Consider the following 19567-nt stretch of genomic DNA (forward strand, 5'->3'; position numbering starts at 1 on the left):
GATAGTAAAATTTTGTATCAATATCAACTTGCTAAGAAGTGGAAAGCGATTGATGTTGATGCTTTAACTGATTCAGAAGAACGGCAAAAACAAGCTAGTGCTATTGAGAGTAAACGCTATGAAGATTCAGGAAAATGGCAAACGAAACAAAGTCGAGATGTTTTATTTATTGAGCGTAATTTAGAGTTTTTATGTCCAGGGGGACGAATGGCAATTGTTCTTCCTCAAGGACGGTTTAATAATATTACTGATGCTCATGTGTGGACTTGGATTAGTGAGCGAGCTAGAATTTTAGCAGTGGTAGGACTGCACGTAAATACTTTTAAGCCGCATACTGGCACAAAAACCAGTGTTTTATTTCTCCAAAAGTGGAATGATGATCCTAATTCTCAACATTACTGTCCTAAAATTAAGGACTATCCTATATTTTTTGCCACCAGCGAAAATAGTGGTAAAGATAACTCTGGAGAGTATATTTACAAGCCAGGGAAAGATGGTAGACCAAGGATTGATGATCATGGACACATGATTATTGACCATGATCTAAATGAGATTAGAAGTGCATTTATAGATTTTGCAAAGAAACAAAAATTTTCGTTTTGACCGGAGGGTTAAAAAATGATTGAGTTACAAACCCAGTTACCCACAGATACATGGATTTACACTTCTTGGGCAGATTATGAGCAGATAATTATCAACTTGGTCAACGAGAAAACGAAGAGTTACTACTACAAAGGGTATATGAGGCTGGAAATGGCACCAGTTAGTTTTGATCATGGTAAAGACCATGTTGTAATTATTTTTGCGGTAACTTTATTTGCGACAATTAGAGGAATTCTGGCTACAGGTTTAGATACTACTACTTTTCGTAAAACTGGTATTCAGGATTGTCAGCCTGATGTGGCGTATTATTTGCGAGAACGCGCCCAATCTATCCCCACTGGTACAGGTATTGTCAAACTTGATCTGTATCCTGCACCCGATTTGGTGATTGAGATTGCGAAAACCTCTCTCCTTGATGATTTGGGGACAAAACGAACTCTATATGAAGATTTAGGTGTTGCTGAATATTGGGTGGTAGATGTCCAAAATGCCCAAATCATCGCTTATGCTATGGCAGATCAAGGTAGTAAACGTATTCAAGAATCACAGGTATTTCCTGGTTTATTGATTGCAATTTTAGAGGAAGCTTTACTCCGTAGTCGTGAAATGACTCAATCTGAAGTTGGCGCTTGGTTATTAAAAGAATTTAGAATTTAGAATCCAGAATTTAGAATTAGGTTTTAAGTACCTGGGCAAAATTAATTGCACATTTGGGAAAACAATAGAAATCTCTGTATCTCTTGTCTGTCACCTGTCACCTTCCCTAAATATGAAATTTATTTTGCACGACTACTTACAACGGGGACTTTAACCCCTAAAGTTGGTTAAAGCAGTTTCAGCAACAGGAGGGTTGAATTGTGGCAATTTGGACTGTGCTTTAATTCAGCAAATTAACGGATACTTAGATTAGGTAAAAGTACAAAATTACTATTTACATAAAAAATATACTGATAAATAAAATTTAACTATCTATAAAAATCACAATACAAACTTATCACTTCGACGATTCCACAGGAAAAAACAGTCGTTCCTGTATTAACCGCAGTATTTCAAAAAACAAGGTATAAAAAGTTTTACTAAAATGACCGAAGATTTTTGATCAAAAATCAGCAGATGCGTGTTAAGGTTTTAATTCCGTTGTCTTTCCAAGCCCATTTCTTTAGTGCATCTGCCCATGCTTGTAGATTATTTACACCCTCAACACCTTGAAGAATTAGTTCAAAATAGCTGTATAGATTTACACTTAGCGTGCTTAAATTTTAGATCGCTTCAAGGTGTCAACGCTTATCAATATCTACTCATATCCGATCAACTTCCGCGCACCAATACAGGCATGATAAAAGCTGCTTGGTTACAGCGTTACAACCATATTACAGCAGGTGGTTGGTGGTGTTCCGGACGAGATCCACTAAATAATTGGCAGCAGATGGAATGGGGATGTTTCAAACCCACCCAACCCCGACAAAATCAAAAAGGCAAAAGTATAAAATATGAACATCCTCCTAGCACACCAACCAGGGTATTTTGTCTGCGGGTAACACTACAAATTTGGCAGCAAATTTCCCAGCGTTACAGTGTAACAATGCCAGAAAATATTACCATTGCTGAAGATGGAGAAGCAGAAGGTTTTTGGCAGTGGGTAATGGAAAATAATATTGCAATTATTATCTGTGAAGGTGCGAAAAAAGCTGCCGCTTTATTAACACAAGGATATGTGGCGATCGCTATTCCAGGAATTACTAGCGGTTATCGAGTTATTAAAAATAAATTTGGTAAAGTTACCCGTCGTCAACTCATACCAGACTTAGCAGTTTTTGCTACTAAAAATCGTAATTTTTATATATGTTTTGACTTTGAAACTAAACCTAAACAAGTCACTGCTGTTAACAATGCTATTTCCCAATTAGGTTGTTTATTACAACAAAAAAATTGCCATGTTAAAGTTATAGAACTACCAGGAACAGAAAAAGGCGTTGATGAATTCATTGTTGCTAAAGGTGCAGCTAATCTGAATAAAATTTACAATCAAAGTGTAGATTTAGAAATCTACCTGGCAAAAACTAAACCCCATACAGAATTAACCATTTCCCGAGACCTAACTATCAACCAAAGTTTCTTAGCAGAAATCCCCTTTCCCACCTCTGGTTTAGTAGGCGTAAAATCAGCTAAAGGTACAGGTAAAACTACTGGACTAGAGACAATTGTTAAACAAGCTAAAACTTGTCATCGTCCAGTTTTATTAATTACCCATCGCATCCTGTTAGGAAAATTCTTATGTGAAAAAATTGGCATTGATTGGGGAATAAATATTGGATTAAAATCCAATCTACAAGTTAATCAATCCTTTGGTTTATGTGTAGATTCTATCTGGAAAATAGAACCAGAAGAATGGCAAGGAGGAATAATTATCTTAGATGAAGTTGAACAATCTTTGTGGCATCTTCTCAATAGTAATACTTGTAAACATAAACGAATAAAAATCCTCAGTATTTTTCAACAATTGATTTCTACAGTCTTGGCAACTGGGGGTTTAATCATTGCCCAAGATGCTGATTTGTCAGATGTTTCCCTAGAATATTTACAAGGTTTAGCAGGGAATAAAATTACTCCCTGGGTAGTTGTAAATAAATGGAAACCCCAGCAAGGTTGGGATGTAAGTTTTTATGATTCACCAAACCCTACACCCTTAATTCATCAATTAGAATTAGACTTAATTGCCGGCAGAAAATGTTATGTCACTACCGATAGTCGTACCGGTAGATACAGTTGTGAAACTATTGAAAGTTATCTGCAAGAAAGATTACAAAAACTAAAAAAAGAATTTCCTGATAGCTTAGTTGTGAGTAGTCAAACTACTAATACACCAGGTCATGCAGCAGTAGATTTTATCACCGCTATTAATCAAAAAATTACTGATTATGATACTGTTTTTGTTACCCCTAGTTTGGGTACGGGAATTAGTATTGATGTCCAACATTTTGACCGAGTTTATGGTATTTTTCAAGGAGTAATTCCTGACTCAGAAGTACGTCAAGCATTAGCAAGAGTACGTGATCATGTCCCCCGTGTAGTCTGGTGTGCTAAACGTGGGATTGGCTTCATTGGTAGCGGTAGTACAAACTATCAATCCTTAGCTAATTGGTATCAGGAAAATCAAAAAGAAAGTTTAGCTTTATTAAGTCCTTTACATAAAATAGATGTAGACTTACCTGCGGTTTATGATCCAATTCATTTAAGAACTTGGGCCAAATTAGCCGCTAGGGTAAATTCTTCTATTAGTCTTTATCGTCAGTCTTTAGAAGATGGTTTAATAGCTGATGGACATAAGATTATTTTGCGGAGTAATGCAGTTCAAAATAATATTATCCGAGATTTGCGGTTAGCTTTTTTTGCTACTGATGCGAGTGATGTGGAAACCCGGAAGCGGTTAATTATGGAAATAGTTAAAGTGCAAAAAGACTGGGCGCAAAGTCGTCAAAAAGCTAAGGATATTAAACGGAAAATCAAAGATATTAAACAAAAAAATCAGTTAAAATTATCTCAATCTGTAGCAAATGCTAAAGATATTGATTATGTAGAATATGAACATTTATTAGTTAAACATTCCCTGAGTAATGAAGAACGCTATCAAATGAATAAATATTTACTCAGAGATCGTTATGGTGTAGAAGTAACTCCTTTGTTAAAATTACGAGATGATAGGGGATATTATGGACAATTATTAATTCACTATTATCTCACCCATGAAAGTGAATATTTTCATCTCCGAGATCAACAAGAGTGGCAAAAACAATTATTTTGGGGAGAAGGTAAGGTATTTTTACCAGATTTAAAAACTTATACCCTAAAAGTTGAAGCAATGCGGGCTTTGGGAATGTTACAATTTTTAGAACCAGAACGCGTATTTAGCGAGCATGATAGTGATTTGATCTGGTTGCAAAATGTGTCAACACAAAGTAGTAAACATATTAAACGAGTCTTGGGTGTGGATGTGTTAAAGGGTAAAGATACTATTTCGGGAATTAAAATTCTCAATAGACTTTTGAATTTATTAGGTTTAAAATTACGAAGAGTTAATGATGTTTATCAGGTTGATAGGGGAACTTTGAATGATGGCAGAGAAGAGATATTTACGGTTTGGCAACAACGAGATGAGTTAAGATTGCATAATTTACATATAGAAGGGAACAGGGAACAGATAATAGGAAATAAGGTAGAAAGTTTAGTGTGATTTTCAGCAGTGATAATTATGAATACTCAAGAATTAGTTCAACAGGGAATTAACAGAAACTTACATAGTGATTTTGAAAATGCAATAGTTGTTTTTAACCAGGTAATTGAATTACAATCAGACTTACCCCAAGCTTATTATCACCGTGGCCATGCTTACTTAGGATTATCAGCATTTGATCAAGCGATCGCCGATTATCAACAAGTCATTAAAATTACTGAAAGTTCTCACCTGTTACCCGAAAATATCAATTTTGACATAGCTAAAGCATTTCATAGCCGGGGTTTGGCTTATTTTCAGCAGGGAAATTATCAAGCTGCCATTGCAGATATCAATCAGGCTTTAGAATACCATCCTGATTTTGTGACCGCTTATAGTAATCGTGGTAATATTTTCCACATTCTTGGTAAATATCAACGAGCAATTTCTGATTATAACCAAGCTATACAAATAGACTCTAACTTAGCAGCCGCTTATCATAATCGTGGTAATAGTTATTACTCTCTGCAAGAGTATCAGGATGCAATTGCAGATTATAATCAAGCATTGGGAATTAATCCTAAATTTGCGGAAGCTTATTATAATCGTGGTTTAGTCATGTCTCACCTGCAAGAATACCAAAAGGCGATCGCAGATTTTAATCAAGCCATAGAATTAGATCCCGATGATGTGCAAGCTTACTATCAAAGGGGTTTAGTTCACAGTAACTTAGGAAATTACGCAGCAGCAATTGTAGATTATGATCAGGCATTGCAAATTAATCCTATCCTGCCCATAGTTTACGGTTTGCGGGCTAAAGTTCGTCATCAACTAGGAGACTACGAAGGGGCGATCGCAGACAGCAACAAATTAATACAACTCGACCCTAAGTTAGTAGAAAAACTTTATACCTCCTAATTCCTGAGTTTTGACTTCCCGCAGGGTAATCCTAATAATTGTAAATTTTTCATAAAGCCATGTATTAATCAATCACAGTAAACTAACGTAGAAGTAAAAGAAAAACTTAATTTTAACTATCATGACAGCACGCAAACATTCTCACTACTTACGTAAACTTTTTTTCATAGCCTCCCCAGCATTATTACTGCTTTTTGCTTTCCCCACTCATTTACTAGCCCAGCCATCACCTGTCCAAGTGAGCGTTAATTTCCCATCAGGAGATCCTAAAGGCACTCCCGCAAGATCCTCTGGGGGAGGAAAAAGAGGTAACTTTTCATGTTTGACAATTGACAAAAATAAACCCACCCTCACAGCCTTAATGCCTACACGGGAAAACAAAAGCCTCACCCTGTCCGAAAATCCAGATTTTTATCTTTACATTCCTCAAACCAAAGCCCAGATAGGAGAATTTATACTCAGAGCAGACGAAGAAGATATTTATCAAACCAGCTTTAAACTTCCTGGCCAGCCAGGAATAGTAAAATTAACCATTCCGCCCAAAGTATCCTTAAAAACAGGCTCAACATATCAATGGTACTTCACCATAGTTTGTAACCCCGATGACAGAAGTGCCGATGAATATACAGAGGGAACAATCGAACGTACCGCCATAAGTTCATCCGTAAGCCAAGCCCTGGAAAAAGCAACACCCCTCAAACAAGCAGAAATTTATGCCAAGTACGACATCTGGCCAGAAACCATGACAAAAGTTGTTCAAATGCGTGAGGAAAAACCCAACGAATGGCAAGGACTTTTAAAATCAGTTGGACTAGAAGTCATAGCTGACGAGCCACTGCTAAACATCACAGAACTATCCGACAACCAACCCTAAACCTTAAATGGATGTAGAGAAGCTCAAAAATTTCCTTTGGCAAGGACGCAGTTTATGGATCACCACTCCCCTGATTACCCTAGCCGTGATCATCATCCGTTTTTGTGGGTTATTGCAATCTTGGGAATGGGGAGTTTTTGATCAATATATGCGTTGGCGACCCCAAGAAACCAATGACAACAGAATCGTCATAGTCGGTATTGATGAAGAAGACCTAGATCACCTCAAACAAGCAATCATTTCCGATCAAGTTCTAGCCGAACTACTCAACAAACTCAAAGCCAGACAACCAAGAGCAATAGGACTGGATATATATCGCAACTTACCCTCACCACCCGGTACATCAGAACTAGAACAGGTATTTAGAACAACCCCAAATCTCATTGGTATCCAAAAAGTCATAGGAGAAAAGAGATACGAGCGAGTAGATCCACCGCCCATCCTCAAACAAGAGGATCAAGTAGGCGCAAATGACCTATTAGTTGATGCTGACAACAAAGTTAGACGGGGCTTACTGTACATCAACCCCAAACCAGACGAAACTATCTATAGTTTCAGTTTATATTTAGCTCTGCTATACCTGGAAAAAGAAGGAATTTCCGCCACCGAAGATTTTCAAGTAGGGAAAGCTAAATTTAAAGCCTTTGAAAGTAATGATGGGAGCTATGTTCGCGCTGATGCAGGTGGATATCAAATATTAATTAACTATCGGGGAAAAACCGGGTTTTTTGACACCGTTTCCATGACAGATATCCTGGAAGACAAAGTAGCAAAAGATTGGGGACGCGATCGCATCATCCTGATTGGTTACGTAGGAGAAAGTTTTAAAGACTCATTTATGACTCCCCACAGTAGCGAACTCCTGAGCCTCCCAGAACCCATGAGCGGCGTAGAAATTCATAGTCATATCACCAGCCAAATTATCAATGCAGCCTTAGCAAATCGCCCACTGTTCAAAAGTTGGACAGAACCCCAAGAATGGCTTTGGATACTACTATGGAGTGCCACCGGTGCAGCCCTAACCTGGAAATTGCAATTTCATAACCCACTGGCACCCCAGAGGATAATCGCTGTCACTATAGCTGGAGGAGCTTTACTAAGTAGTACCTACGTAGCCTTCCTATTTGGTTGGTGGTTGCCCGTAGTTCCCCCATTTCTAGCCTTAACAGGTTCTGCCGTCGCCATCACAGCTTATTTTGCCCATACAGCCGGAGAGATTCGCAAAATATTCGGACGTTACATCAACGATGAAGTTGTAGCCACCATACTAGAAAGTCCAGAAGGTTTAAAACTTGGTGGTGAAAGGCGGTTAATCACCATCTTTACCTCCGATTTACGAGGATTTACTGCCACATCCGAAAGATTACCACCAGAAGGAGTGGTGAAAATCCTCAACTTTTACCTAGAATGTATGGCCGACGAAATTACCAGATATCAAGGCACTATTGATGAATTCATGGGAGACGGTATCTTAGTATTATTTGGCGCTCCCACCGCTCGAAAAGACGATGCAGCCAGAGCCGTAGCTTGCGGTGTTGCCATGCAATCAGCTATGGTTAAAGTCAACAATCAAATGGCAGAATGGGGTTTACCACCCTTAGAAATGGGTATCGGTATTAATACAGGAGTCGTCGTAGTTGGTAACATCGGCTCAGAAAAACGTACCAAGTATGGTATCGTTGGCGATCAAGTTAACTTAACTTACCGCATTGAAGGTTACACCACGGGGGGGGAAATTATTATCTCCGAATCAACTTTTAAAGAAGTAGAATCCTTAGTAGTTATTGACCACACACTGCAAGTTACACCAAAAGGTGTGAGAGAACCAATCAATGTTTATAAAATATCAGGCATTAAAGGGGAATACAACCTGTCTCTTCCCCAAATTGAAGAAGAACTATGTACCTTACCTGAACCTATTTCCATTGAATATGTAATAGTAGATGGGAAAAATATTGGTAATTCATTTTTTAAAGGCACTGTTGTTAAACTGTCTACCCGTGAAGCGGAGATTTGTTTAGCACAAGGGATTCAAGAACCACCAGCCTGTTTAAGTAATCTCAAAATTAATTTATGTCATCCACATAAAGAAGGAGAAAAAGAAGATATGTATGCCAAAGTCTTAGAAAAAGAATCATCAGCAATAGGCCATTTCTGTATTAGGTTTACCGCCAAACCCCCAGCAATTATGAAAAAGTTCAACAATTTAATTAAAACCGCCAAATCCCAAACATCCCCAGATAGCAGAGAACAAGGGTAAAGCAATAACACATTTTTTGAAAATTATAACCATGATAAATATTTAACTTTTAGACTACACCATTTCTAATTGTTCATAGTCAAGATTTCATTAATACACAATCGGAAAATGATAAAATTAATATTTTTAGGATCAGGTTCTGCTTTCACAATTGGTGCTAATAACTTTCAGTCCAATATGTTATTAGTTACTGAAAACAACGATAAACTTTTAATTGACTGCGGTACAGATATTAGATTCTCTCTCCACGCCGCAGGTTTATCCTATGCTGATATTACCGACATTTATATTAGCCATCAGCATTCTGATCATGTAGGAGGACTTGAATATATTGCCTTTAGTACATTATTTGATCCCAGATGCAGAAAACCACACATTTATTTAAGTAAAGATGTAGCCAGCAATTTATGGGATAGAACTTTATCCGGTGGATTGAGATTTCTAGAAGGAGAAATTGCCACAATGGATACTTTTTTTGAACAGCATAAAATTGCTCATCAAGGTAATTTTATTTGGCAAGAAATCCAATTTAAACTCATCAAAGTGATCCATGTTAACAATGGCTTTTCTCTCATGCCTAGCTATGGGTTATTTTTCACCGTAGAAGGTATGAAAATATTTATATCTACAGATACTCAATTATGTTATGAACAACATCGGGAAGTATATGAAGAGTCAGATATAATTTTCCATGATTGTGAAACATCCCGCTATCAAACTCCTGTTCATGCTAATTATCAACAATTATCAAAATTACCAAACAGAATTAAAAATAAAATGTGGTTGTACGGTTATCAACCAGGATTGTTACCTGATGCGAAAACAGACGGGTTTTGCGGTTTTGTAGAGCGTGGTCAGGTATTTGAGCTTTCATTATGTCAGCATCAATTATTAAAACAAATTTCTGACTAATTTGGGTTTAGTGATTTTGAACATCTTAATTGAGCAGTATTGACCTCTAATCTCCTTTTCAAAGACTGCTAGATAACTCTATATTTATGTAACGAGATTACTAATTGAATGATTTATGAGAATTTACATCGTTAACAATAAATAACTATCAAAGAATATAGGTGCAAATTTCCCCATGAATCCATGATCATGATCATTTATACAGTTTTGTTTACTTTTATCTCTATCTCCAGGTACTTGCTAATAAAATAAAATATTGTATAATCTCCATCACCAACAGAATATATTTACCGTCCTTGATAGAATGCCTAGATAGAAATAAAGAGTGCTAATCTACAGAAAAAATTAATAATCCTACTTGTAAAACCGTATTGCCAACTGCACAACTAACGACTATTCTAGGATCGTATTCAAAAATAACCCTCCTGTAGAATCATCCTATGGTGATGATACATTCTACTTTTTAGTATATGCTTACGTGTAGGACTACTCACCTACTTAATTATTAGTTACGCATAGAAACACCGTTAGCGTTGATAGATTTCAATGCCAAGTCCAGCTAACATTTCACCTGTCCAAAAAATTCTCAATATTCAAGCTCCAATTTTCCGAAAACGTAAAATTTGCTGCTGTTTATCTCTGATAGGGAAATCATAACTACCATGCTGACAATACTGTTAGCATAAATTCCACATTAGTTACCTCAAGTCAAAGTAATATCTGACCAAAGGTTAAACAAGAAAAACGAAATGTTTCTCAACAAAAACCTGTAACTAAAAACTCCCTAACTGTGATATTTCTATTTCATTCATCTGTAACAAAGGTAATAAAACAATGAAAAATATTCTTTTTATGTTGTCAGAATGGGGTTACTGGGGTGAAGAACTAGTCGGACCATTAGAAGCTTGTGATGCGGCTGGATATAAAGTTACCTTCATCACACCCAATGGTAAATATCCCACCGCATTATCCGTTAGTTGCGCCCCTGGATATATTGATCCCCCATTAGGTCGTTCCGTCACCTCCGAAGAAATGGGTGCAAAGACCATGAAAGTTATAGACTCTGGCAGATTAGAGAATCCTAAAAGCCTAGCAGACTGGTTTCCATTAAGAGCTTATCCTAGTTCTCCCACCTATTTAAGAGACATGGAAGCCTATTATGAAACCATAGATAAAATCGTCGCGGAAGAACTCGTAAATTATGATGCTTTAGTCATTGTTGGTGGTAGTGGAGCATTAGTAGACTTAGCCAACAACACCAGACTACACGAATTGATTTTAGGCTTTGTCAAACTCAATAAACCCATAGCTGCTGAATGTTACGGAGTTAGCTGTCTAGCATTTGCTAGAGACTTCCGGGAGAAAAAGAGCTTGATTTGGGGTAAACACGTTACAGGCCACCCCATTGACTACGACTACCTAGACGGTACAGGATTTGAAGGCCCCCACGCCATTGATGGTTCTAACAAAGGATTTGGTGATGGTTACATTAACTTTGGCGCTCCATTCTATCCCCTAGAATTTATTCTTCGTGATGCAGTCGGACCAGATGGAGCATTCATTGGAAACGTTGGTCATGCTACTTCCGTAATAGTTGACTATCCTTTCATTACCAGTCGTTCCACCGCATCTTCCATGGAATGTGGCCGCCTGTTGGTAGAAGTTCTCGAAAAAGGACTTACCCGCTACGGTTTTTAGGGAGAGTGGGAGAGTGGGAGAGTGGGAGAAAAATTAGTTCTTTATTCTCTTGAACTCCTGTACGGGCGAACGGCCGTTCGCCCCTGCTGACTCCTACCAAAAATCAAAAATTGAAAACCCAAAATTAAAAATCGGATGACTCAAAAAACAGGTCGTTTTGCAATTCTTGAACAGTTCCTGGCAGATGGCATCCATTATATGTTTGGCAATCCTGGTACAGTAGAACAGGGTTTCCTTGATGCTTTGCGGGATTATCCAGAGATCAAGTATATTCTCACCTTACAAGAAACCGTTGCTGTTATGGCAGCGGATGGTTACGCTAGAGCCACCAAAAAACCCACCTTAGTACAGATACATAGCGGCGTTGGTTTGGGTAATGCCATCGGTGCAATGTATCAAGCAATGCGTGGTCATGCTCCCTTAGTAGTAATTGGGGGAGATGCCGGGGTGAAATATGCGGCGATGGATGCTCAAATGGCCGCAGACTTAGTGGGTATGGCGAAACCCGTCACCAAATGGTCAGCCTGTGTGAATGAACCATCATCCCTATTACGGATGTTGCGCAGAGCAATCAAAATTGCTTCGACACCGCCAATGGGACCCGTATATTTATGTCTACCCCAGGATATATTAGATGCTCCTGTCGTAGAAGAAATTATTCCTACCTTCATTCCTTCCACTCGTGTTGTTCCCGAAGATGACACAGTGAAGGAAATGGCAAAAATGCTCATAGCAGCCAAAAAACCGATGATTTATGTCGGTGATGGAGTAGCCTATTCAGGAGCGCAAGCAGAATTAACCAAAGTTGCTGAACTGCTAGGTGCAGAGGTATGGGATGTAGACTCTGGGGAATTAAACATCAGCTATGCTCACCCCTTGTATCAAGGATCTACAGGCCATATGTTTGGTGCTAGTAGTTTACCCATCATCAGAAAAGGGGATGTCAACCTAGTCTGCGGTACTTACATGGTGCCGGAAGTGTTCCCAGAATTGGGTAATATTTTTGCACCCGATGCCAAGGTAATTCATATTGATTTGAATGCCTATGAAATCGCTAAAAATCATCCTGTAGACTTGGGTGTAGTTAGTGATCCCAAACTGACCTTAGCTAAATTAGCCGGTGTTCTAGAAGCAATGATGGGCGCTGAAGTCAAAAATGCAGCATCCTCAAGAATTGCAGAGATAGGTAAAGCTAAAGCTGATAAAATCGCAGCGGCCAAAGCAGCGGATCAAGAATTACGAGATCGCAACCCTTTAAACTTCTCCCAGTTCATGGCCGAGTTAGCACCACTGCTACCAGAAGATGTGATGATCTTTGACGAAGCCTTAACTTCTTCCCCCAGTATCGTCAGATATTTACCCCCATCCTTACCAGATCATTACTTCCTGACTCGTGGAGGTTCATTAGGTGTGGGAATTACTGGGGCAATCGGTGTAAAATTAGCCAATCCTGAAAAAACCGTCATTGGCTTTACAGGAGACGGCGGAAGTATGTATACTATCCAAGCCTTGTGGACAGCAGCACGCCATAACGTGGATGCCAAATTTATCATTTGCAATAACCGCTCCTATAAATTATTGCAACTCAACATCCAAGCCTATTGGCAAGAAATTGATGTAACTAAACATGAATTTCCCCTCAGCTTTGATCTTTCCCAACCAGCTATTCAATTTGATCAAATAGCGCGTGGAATGGGAGTCGAAGCCGTGCGAGTAGAACAACCAGAAGATATTCTACCCGCCATCAAACAAGCACTAGAACACAAGGGACCATTTTTAATAGATGTGGTTTTAGAGGGTGATATTCACCCAGAAATGATCGGTGTGCGCTGTGGACAATAAACTACAAATGGTAATGGGTAATGGGTAATTGGTAATAGGTAATTGGTGATGAAATATCTATTTTCATTACCCATCATACCCTCTTAATCTTCGTGTCCTCTGTGCTTCTGTGGTTCGTTAATTTCAACTTAGAAAAAAAGGATAACCAGACAATGAGTAATACACCCGGCCGCCAGTTTTTCGACACCCACATGAAATATATCGTCGCTGGCGATATGGTTGGTATGGTGACAGACACCTATACAGAAGACGCAATTTTATATAATGCGTTCCCCTTTTTAGACACTCCACCCCCCAACGTCATCCAAGGTAGAGAAGCATTAATAAAAGCCTTTGAAGCCTATCTTGCTTATCAAGGAGAAATACAAGTAGACTCCCTTTACAACTTCTTGGAAACCGATGATGTAATTTCCTTCCAAGCCACAATTACATCTCCCAAAACAGGTAAATGGGCAGTTGGTGATGTGTGGACATTAGAAGGTGGTAAAATCTCCCGTCACTTTGGTTTTGCTCACAGACTAGGAGACGCTTAAAAAGCGGAAGTTTTGATTAATTTATTGATAGTTTAAACAAGGAAATCAAACATGAGTAACTTAGCACCTTTGACTCAAGTAGAATTAGAAGAATTTGCCAAAGCTTGGTACAAAAAATTAGATGTTCATGATCCCTTAGAAGAATATAAGCCTCTATTAACAGAAGATGTAGAACTAAGATTTCCGGAAGCAACCGTGAAAGGATTTGCCGGTTATAGCGATTGGTATAATAAAGTCATCAATATTTTCTTTGATGAAGTTCACACAGTTAAAGAAGTAAAAATTGTTGATTCTAGCCCAGAAAAAACAGAAATTAAAGTAGTCGTAAAATGGGAAGCGAGTGTATGGAAACCACCTGCACCCAACAGCGAAAGAATTGTACTAGATGCTTTGCAAACTTGGACAGTTAAGCGATCGCCAGCTACCCAAAAACCAGTAGTTTCTATTTACATCGTTGATGAACTTAAATATTACCCTGGTTCAGCAACTTTATAAAGTATAGAATCCACAAAACTTTGACAGTAGCAAAAAAATCAGGAGCATAAAAAATATGTCCAAACCCCCCGATACCGCTTTAGGTAGAATGTATGAAGAACACATTCAACTCATCCTCAAGAAAGATGTAGAAGGACTTTTAAATCAATATACTGATGACGCAGTTCTTATCAGTAGTTTTGAAAAAGTGCCTAAATATTTTCGTGGTACAGAAGAACTCAAAGAACACTTTAAAGGTATTTTAGGAATTGAAGGATTACAAACAGATATAGCTTTTTGGGCAGAAACTGAAAATCCTGATACCCTAATGATTGTTGAAGATATCACCATGCAAATAGGTGGACAAGAAGCTAAAATGCGATTTGCAGATAGCTGGGTTTTAAAAGATGGTAAAATCGCCATCCACTTTGCGGGAATGACTCAATATCCTGACGGTACAGTAGCTTAAATTATTTGGGAGTAGGGGTTTAGCACTGCTAAACCCTTAAACAAATTACTCTTCTTCCACTATTAAATTACCTAAGTTTTTAATAACGAACCACAGAGGCACAGAGGACACAGAGAAAAAACGAGTAATTTTGGAGAACGAGTAATTTTGGAGTGGGAAGGGATTAGGATATTGACAAAATTTTTGAACTCATCTAAAAAAATGGAAATTACTGTCACAGTTAATGGTAAAAAATACACTGCTGATGTTAAACCTAATTTACTTTTAGTAGATTTTTTGAGAGATAATTTAGGTTTAACTGGGACAAAGGATGATGGTGGTTCAACCTCTGGTGTGTGTACAATTCTCCTGAATGGAGTATCTGTAAAAAGTTCATTTATTCTGGCAGTGCAAGCAGATGGTAGTGAAATAGTTACCATTGAAGGTGTCGCTCAAAATGGTCAACTCAGCATTTTACAAGAGTCTTTTTGGGAAATGCACGCTGTCCAAAATGGTTTTTGTACACCAGCGATGATTTTATCATCTATGGATTTATTAAAGCAAAATCCCCAACCTACAGAAGCAGAAATTCGCGCTTGGTTAGATGGTATTTATTCCAGAGATACAGGTTATCAAAATGTAGTAAGTGCCATTAAATATGCAGCAGAAAAACTACAACAAGCATAAACAATTAATAAAAATACTCGCGGCAAAATCATTCTCCAAGTTCATTAATATTTCATAGGATCATGAAAATTGGTATTCTCGGTGCTGGTAATATTGGTGGTAACTTAGGTAAACTTTGGGCAGAAACAGGCCATGAGGTTTTTTTTGCAGTGCGATCGCCCCAAAGTGATAAAGTACAAGCAATTCTCAATAGTATTACTGCTAATTTCCACACAGGCACTATTGAAGAAGCAGTTACCTTTGCCGATGTAATTTTACTCTCTATACATTGGCAAAATGTCCCAGAAATTCTCACACAAATTCAAGATATCATCACTGATAAAATACTCATTGATAGCACCAACCGGATGATACCACCCCCAGCTGATACCACAGGTTCAGCCGCCGGGGATATCGCCCGTTTACTACCCACAGCTAAAATAATTAAAGCCTTCAATACATTAGGAGCTAATAACTTAACTAATCTCCAATTTGGTGCAGAAAATGCCAGTACATTTATTTGTGGTGATGACACAGAAGCGAAATCTATTGTTACCCAACTAGCCCAAGAAATAGGTTTTGATGTAGTTGATGTGGGATTATTAAATACAGCACCTTTAATAGAATCACTAGCCAAACTCTGGGTACAAATATCGCGTCAATATGGCAGAGAAACAGCCTTCAAACTATTAAAAAGATAACCTATTCTCTCTCTGCGACTCTGTGCCTCTGCGTGCAAAATATCCCTCATTAAACAAAATATATGAATAAACAAATTCTCGGCACACCCATTAAAAGACGGGAAGATCCCCAACTACTCAAAGGAGAAGCCAAATTTACCGCAGATATTACCCTCCCGAATATGCTGCATTTGGCTGTTCTCCACAGCACAGAGGCACACGCAAACATCAAAAGTATTGATACCAGTGCAGCTTTAGAAATGCCCGGTGTTGTCCGGGTAATTACTGGGGCTGATGTGAGTTCTATTTTACCCCTGCCTGTAATTATGAATCCTGGCGGTGCAGAGGCTAAATTCCCTCCCCATCCCTACGGTTTACCCGGCGCACAAACTGTTTTAGCTACAAATAAGGTACGTTATGTGGGAGATTTTGTAGCGGTAGTTGTGGCTGAAACTCGTCAACAAGCGTATGATGCCCTCAAAGGTGTTCATGTAGAGTATGAACCTTTACCAGTTGTCACCGATGCAGAATTAGCTTTACAACCCGATGCACCCCAATTACATGACACAGTACCGGGGAATTTAAACCAGTATGCTAGTTATGGGGATAAAGAAGCTACAGAAAAGGCGATCGCCTCCTCTGAAGTAGTAATTAAACAAAAAATTCGCATCCCTCGCGTTATTGCCAATTCCAGCGAAACCCGCGCCACCATTGCCGGCTACAACCCGGAAACCGGAGATTATACTCTCTGGACAAATACGCAAATTCCCCACGGTAATAGGTTCTTATTATCGCAATTAGTTTTAGGTATTCCCTTTAATAAACTGCGGGTAATTGTTCCCGAAATGGGTGGTAGTTACGGTTCTAAAGGCTACTTATATCAAGATACGGCGATCGCCCTATTTCTCGCTAAAGAACTTGGCCGACCTGTGAAATGGGTAGACACTCGTAAAGGTTTAGCTAGAACCACCGTTCACTCCCACGACCATATTGAATATGCCACCTTAGCGGGAAACAAAGACGGTAAAATTACTGCTCTTTATTGTACAAATTATGCCAACTTGGGCGCGTATCCTGCCACCAACGGCCCCGGCGCACCCACCAGTTTAACCGGTCGTAGCGTCACCGGAGCTTATGCGATCGCCCATCCTTTTTATGAAGTTTATTGTGCCTTCACTAACACCGTGCAAACTGGCCCCATTCGTGGTGCTGGCAGAACCGAAGCCCATTGTGTCATTGAAAGGTTAGTTGATCTGTTTGCCGATCAAATAGGTTTAGATCCGGCAGAAGTGAGAAGGAAAAACATGGTCAAACCTGACCAATTCCCTTACGAAAACGGCTTAGGTTGGACTTACGACACAGGTAATTATGAAGTTGCTTTAGATAAGGCTTTGGCGATGGTGGACTACTACAACATCCAAAACCTCAAAGCAGAGGCTAAACAACGGGGTAAATATTTAGGTGTGGGAATAGGTTCTTATGTCGCCATTTCCGGTGTTGGACCATCTCCTGTCATGGGATCAATGATCGGTTTAAATGGTAGTACCTGGGGTAGTGTGCATATCCGCGTTCATCCTACGGGAGATGTAAGTTTAATTACAGGCAGTCAACCCCACGGTCAAGGTCACGTTACCACCTTATCCCAAGTTGCGGCTCAGGAATTGGGGATAGATATTGAAAAAATCGAAGTTCTACATTCCGATACCAGAGGTGCGATATATGCACAAGGTAGTTATGGTTCTCGGACTTATAGTGTAGAAGGGGCGACGGTTTATAAAGCCTGTCAGCAAATTAAGGAAAAAGCCCGAAAAATGGCGGCGCATATTTTTAAAGTTGCTGAGGAAAAGATCGTTTTTGAAGATGGTAAGTTTTATCCTCAAAATAACCCAGAACAGGTAAAAACCATCCAAGATATCGGTTTAGCACTGTGGTATGCGTGGGACTTACCCCCAGGCTTAGAACCGGGTTTAGAGGTAATTACATTTTTTGATCCCCCAGATTTTAGTTATCCTTTCGGTACTCATATTGCTGTGGTGGAAGTTGACGAAGAAACCGGGGAAGTGGAAATAGTCCGCTATGTAGCAGTGAATGATTTTGGCAATGTAGGCAACCCGATGATTGTAGATGGACAGACTCACGGGAATATTTATCTAGGTATCAGTCAAGCCTTATTTGAAGAGGCTGTGTATGATGAATCTGGGCAATTATTAACCGATGATTTGAGTAGTTATGCGATCGCCAAACCTTCAGATTTACCTTATTTTGAATTAGATCGCACCGTTACCCCTACACCCCATAATCCCTTGGGTGCTAAAGGTGCAGGAGATGTCAGCAACCCCCCCGTAGCACCGGCTATAGTTAACGCTGTCTGTGATGCACTGAGTGGTTTAGGGGTGAAGCATTTGGATATGCCTTTAACGCCTGAGAAGGTTTGGCGGGCGATGAATTAGGGGACTGGGGACTGAATTAAAAATATTAATTTATCTCACGCAAAGGCGCAAAGGCGCAAAGTTTTCCGAGTGAGATTCTCTAATATTTTTAAGTATTGTGGTGCGGGCATCTTGCCCGCTAAATTTATATAGTCCCAGCCAGATTAGGACATATCAAATTATAATTGGTAGGGGTTTAGAACTGCTAAATCCGTACTCAATATATTGTTTTTCTTCATCTATATTTGGTGTTTTCTGTCAATGCGTAAGTTCTAAATAGGGTTTGCTGATAAAGTCTTGTCGTGGAGACAGGTGACAGGTGACAGTTTCAAGAGTTGGATGGGAACTATTTTTCCTTGAAGCAGGAATTAAATGCAAGGTTTTTCAGTTCTCACCTCATCAAAGCTTGCATTTTTTGAAAGTCAAAATCGCTAAAATCGTTTACCTGTAATGTTTTGAGATTTATTCAGCAAGCCCTAAATAATTATTCTTCCCAAAACTTCTGATTTAATAAAATATCTACATCTTGGGGAAATGGAAAAACATCAGAAAAATAAACATCAGGATAACCATCTCTAACATTATCCAATGCCATTTGATAACTTTTATCAAGTATCTCTAATACAAAACCTTTCAAACTAGGTGAATCTTCCAGTTCAATTTGTAACCGTTGACGGAAATTTCTAATTTCAATTTCCCAACCTCGATAACAGTCGGACATGGGTACATAACACCGCTTTAATAAATGTTCTAATAAACGCACCAAAAAACCTCGCACCGCTTTACGCTGACTTTTACCCAAAGACTCAACTTCTTCAATTAAATTTTCCCAATCTAAATTTTCATTATCTCTAGCTTTTAATTTATTTACTGTATCTTCAACCCAAAGATAAAAATCTTGTTCATATAATTTTTTTACTGATGTTTTACTCATATTTATTAACCACTATTTATTACAATTTTATCATAATTTTATTTAATATCATTTAATATCATCTCCTGTAAAATACTTGTCATTGT

16 protein-coding genes are annotated in these 19567 nt (G+C 38.7%); 15 read left to right on the plus strand and 1 reads right to left on the minus strand.

The window, feature by feature from the left end; genetic code table 11:
* Positions 1 to 12 precede the first annotated feature (12 nt).
* The 15 genes from WJM97_RS09205 to WJM97_RS09275 all read left to right on the plus strand — a co-directional run bounded on the left by WJM97_RS09205 (position 13) and on the right by WJM97_RS09275 (position 18568).
* Positions 13 to 603, plus strand: a complete 591-nt coding sequence (locus tag WJM97_RS09205) for an N-6 DNA methylase (protein WP_353932738.1) — start codon at positions 13 to 15, stop codon at positions 601 to 603.
* Between the two features lie 15 nt (positions 604 to 618).
* Positions 619 to 1260 carry a Uma2 family endonuclease gene (locus WJM97_RS09210; RefSeq protein ID WP_353932739.1) on the plus strand — a complete coding sequence of 214 codons (642 nt, stop codon included), beginning with the start codon at positions 619 to 621 and terminating at the stop codon, positions 1258 to 1260.
* Between the two features lie 517 nt (positions 1261 to 1777).
* The gene (locus tag WJM97_RS09215) at positions 1778 to 4834 is read left to right on the plus strand and encodes a plasmid replication protein, CyRepA1 family (RefSeq protein ID WP_353932740.1); all 3057 of its coding nucleotides are present in this window, start codon (positions 1778 to 1780) and stop codon (positions 4832 to 4834) included.
* Positions 4835 to 4852: 18 nt separating this feature from the next.
* Positions 4853 to 5731, plus strand: coding sequence for a tetratricopeptide repeat protein (locus WJM97_RS09220; protein ID WP_353932741.1), 879 nt, complete (start codon positions 4853 to 4855; stop codon positions 5729 to 5731).
* 121 nt (positions 5732 to 5852) lie between these two features.
* Positions 5853 to 6605: a DUF928 domain-containing protein gene (locus WJM97_RS09225; RefSeq protein ID WP_353932742.1), complete on the plus strand. Its 753-nt coding sequence runs from the start codon at positions 5853 to 5855 to the stop codon at positions 6603 to 6605.
* Positions 6606 to 6612: 7 nt separating this feature from the next.
* Positions 6613 to 8865, plus strand: coding sequence for an adenylate/guanylate cyclase domain-containing protein (locus tag WJM97_RS09230; protein WP_353932743.1), 2253 nt, complete (start codon positions 6613 to 6615; stop codon positions 8863 to 8865).
* Between the two features lie 108 nt (positions 8866 to 8973).
* Positions 8974 to 9777 carry an MBL fold metallo-hydrolase gene (locus tag WJM97_RS09235; protein WP_353932744.1) on the plus strand — a complete coding sequence of 268 codons (804 nt, stop codon included), beginning with the start codon at positions 8974 to 8976 and terminating at the stop codon, positions 9775 to 9777.
* An 834-nt stretch (positions 9778 to 10611) separates the two neighbouring features.
* A complete protein-coding gene (locus tag WJM97_RS09240) occupies positions 10612 to 11475 on the plus strand; it encodes a type 1 glutamine amidotransferase domain-containing protein (protein WP_353932745.1) in 864 nt (287 codons plus the stop codon).
* A 135-nt stretch (positions 11476 to 11610) separates the two neighbouring features.
* A complete protein-coding gene (locus tag WJM97_RS09245) occupies positions 11611 to 13317 on the plus strand; it encodes a thiamine pyrophosphate-binding protein (protein WP_353932746.1) in 1707 nt (568 codons plus the stop codon).
* A gap of 152 nt (positions 13318 to 13469) precedes the next feature.
* Positions 13470 to 13850 carry a nuclear transport factor 2 family protein gene (locus tag WJM97_RS09250; RefSeq protein WP_353932747.1) on the plus strand — a complete coding sequence of 127 codons (381 nt, stop codon included), beginning with the start codon at positions 13470 to 13472 and terminating at the stop codon, positions 13848 to 13850.
* Between the two features lie 51 nt (positions 13851 to 13901).
* Entirely contained in the window at positions 13902 to 14345 is a 444-nt protein-coding gene (locus tag WJM97_RS09255; RefSeq protein WP_353932748.1) for a nuclear transport factor 2 family protein, read from the plus strand.
* A 55-nt stretch (positions 14346 to 14400) separates the two neighbouring features.
* Positions 14401 to 14793, plus strand: a complete 393-nt coding sequence (locus WJM97_RS09260; RefSeq protein ID WP_353932749.1) for a nuclear transport factor 2 family protein — start codon at positions 14401 to 14403, stop codon at positions 14791 to 14793.
* Positions 14794 to 14994: 201 nt separating this feature from the next.
* Positions 14995 to 15459, plus strand: coding sequence for a (2Fe-2S)-binding protein (locus tag WJM97_RS09265; protein WP_353932750.1), 465 nt, complete (start codon positions 14995 to 14997; stop codon positions 15457 to 15459).
* 62 nt (positions 15460 to 15521) lie between these two features.
* A complete protein-coding gene (locus WJM97_RS09270; protein WP_353932751.1) occupies positions 15522 to 16139 on the plus strand; it encodes an NADPH-dependent F420 reductase in 618 nt (205 codons plus the stop codon).
* A gap of 62 nt (positions 16140 to 16201) precedes the next feature.
* The gene (locus WJM97_RS09275) at positions 16202 to 18568 is read left to right on the plus strand and encodes a molybdopterin cofactor-binding domain-containing protein (RefSeq protein WP_353932752.1); all 2367 of its coding nucleotides are present in this window, start codon (positions 16202 to 16204) and stop codon (positions 18566 to 18568) included.
* Positions 18569 to 19031: 463 nt separating this feature from the next.
* On the opposite strand, the gene WJM97_RS09280 is transcribed toward WJM97_RS09275, so the two are convergent.
* A complete protein-coding gene (locus tag WJM97_RS09280) occupies positions 19032 to 19481 on the minus strand; it encodes a DUF29 domain-containing protein (protein ID WP_353932753.1) in 450 nt (149 codons plus the stop codon).
* Positions 19482 to 19567 lie beyond the last annotated feature (86 nt).

It is taken from the genome of Okeanomitos corallinicola TIOX110 (assembly GCF_038050375.1).
Classification (GTDB): Bacteria; Cyanobacteriota; Cyanobacteriia; order Cyanobacteriales; family Nostocaceae; genus Okeanomitos; species Okeanomitos corallinicola.

Bases quoted from the DNA above. Each gene is read 5' to 3' on its own strand.
- WJM97_RS09240 (WP_353932745.1), top strand. From the start codon at position 10,612: ATGAAAAATATTCTTTTTATGTTGTCAGAATGGGGTTACTGGGGTGAA.
- WJM97_RS09235 (WP_353932744.1), top strand. From the start codon at position 8,974: ATGATAAAATTAATATTTTTAGGATCAGGTTCTGCTTTCACAATTGGT.
- WJM97_RS09225 (WP_353932742.1), top strand. From the start codon at position 5,853: ATGACAGCACGCAAACATTCTCACTACTTACGTAAACTTTTTTTCATA.
- WJM97_RS09275 (WP_353932752.1), top strand. From the start codon at position 16,202: ATGAATAAACAAATTCTCGGCACACCCATTAAAAGACGGGAAGATCCC.
- WJM97_RS09260 (WP_353932749.1), top strand. From the start codon at position 14,401: ATGTCCAAACCCCCCGATACCGCTTTAGGTAGAATGTATGAAGAACAC.
- WJM97_RS09280 (WP_353932753.1), bottom strand. From the start codon at position 19,481: ATGAGTAAAACATCAGTAAAAAAATTATATGAACAAGATTTTTATCTT.
- WJM97_RS09265 (WP_353932750.1), top strand. From the start codon at position 14,995: ATGGAAATTACTGTCACAGTTAATGGTAAAAAATACACTGCTGATGTT.
- WJM97_RS09250 (WP_353932747.1), top strand. From the start codon at position 13,470: ATGAGTAATACACCCGGCCGCCAGTTTTTCGACACCCACATGAAATAT.
- WJM97_RS09270 (WP_353932751.1), top strand. From the start codon at position 15,522: ATGAAAATTGGTATTCTCGGTGCTGGTAATATTGGTGGTAACTTAGGT.
- WJM97_RS09245 (WP_353932746.1), top strand. From the start codon at position 11,611: ATGACTCAAAAAACAGGTCGTTTTGCAATTCTTGAACAGTTCCTGGCA.
- WJM97_RS09215 (WP_353932740.1), top strand. From the start codon at position 1,778: ATGCTTGTAGATTATTTACACCCTCAACACCTTGAAGAATTAGTTCAA.
- WJM97_RS09210 (WP_353932739.1), top strand. From the start codon at position 619: ATGATTGAGTTACAAACCCAGTTACCCACAGATACATGGATTTACACT.
- WJM97_RS09230 (WP_353932743.1), top strand. From the start codon at position 6,613: ATGGATGTAGAGAAGCTCAAAAATTTCCTTTGGCAAGGACGCAGTTTA.
- WJM97_RS09220 (WP_353932741.1), top strand. From the start codon at position 4,853: ATGAATACTCAAGAATTAGTTCAACAGGGAATTAACAGAAACTTACAT.
- WJM97_RS09255 (WP_353932748.1), top strand. From the start codon at position 13,902: ATGAGTAACTTAGCACCTTTGACTCAAGTAGAATTAGAAGAATTTGCC.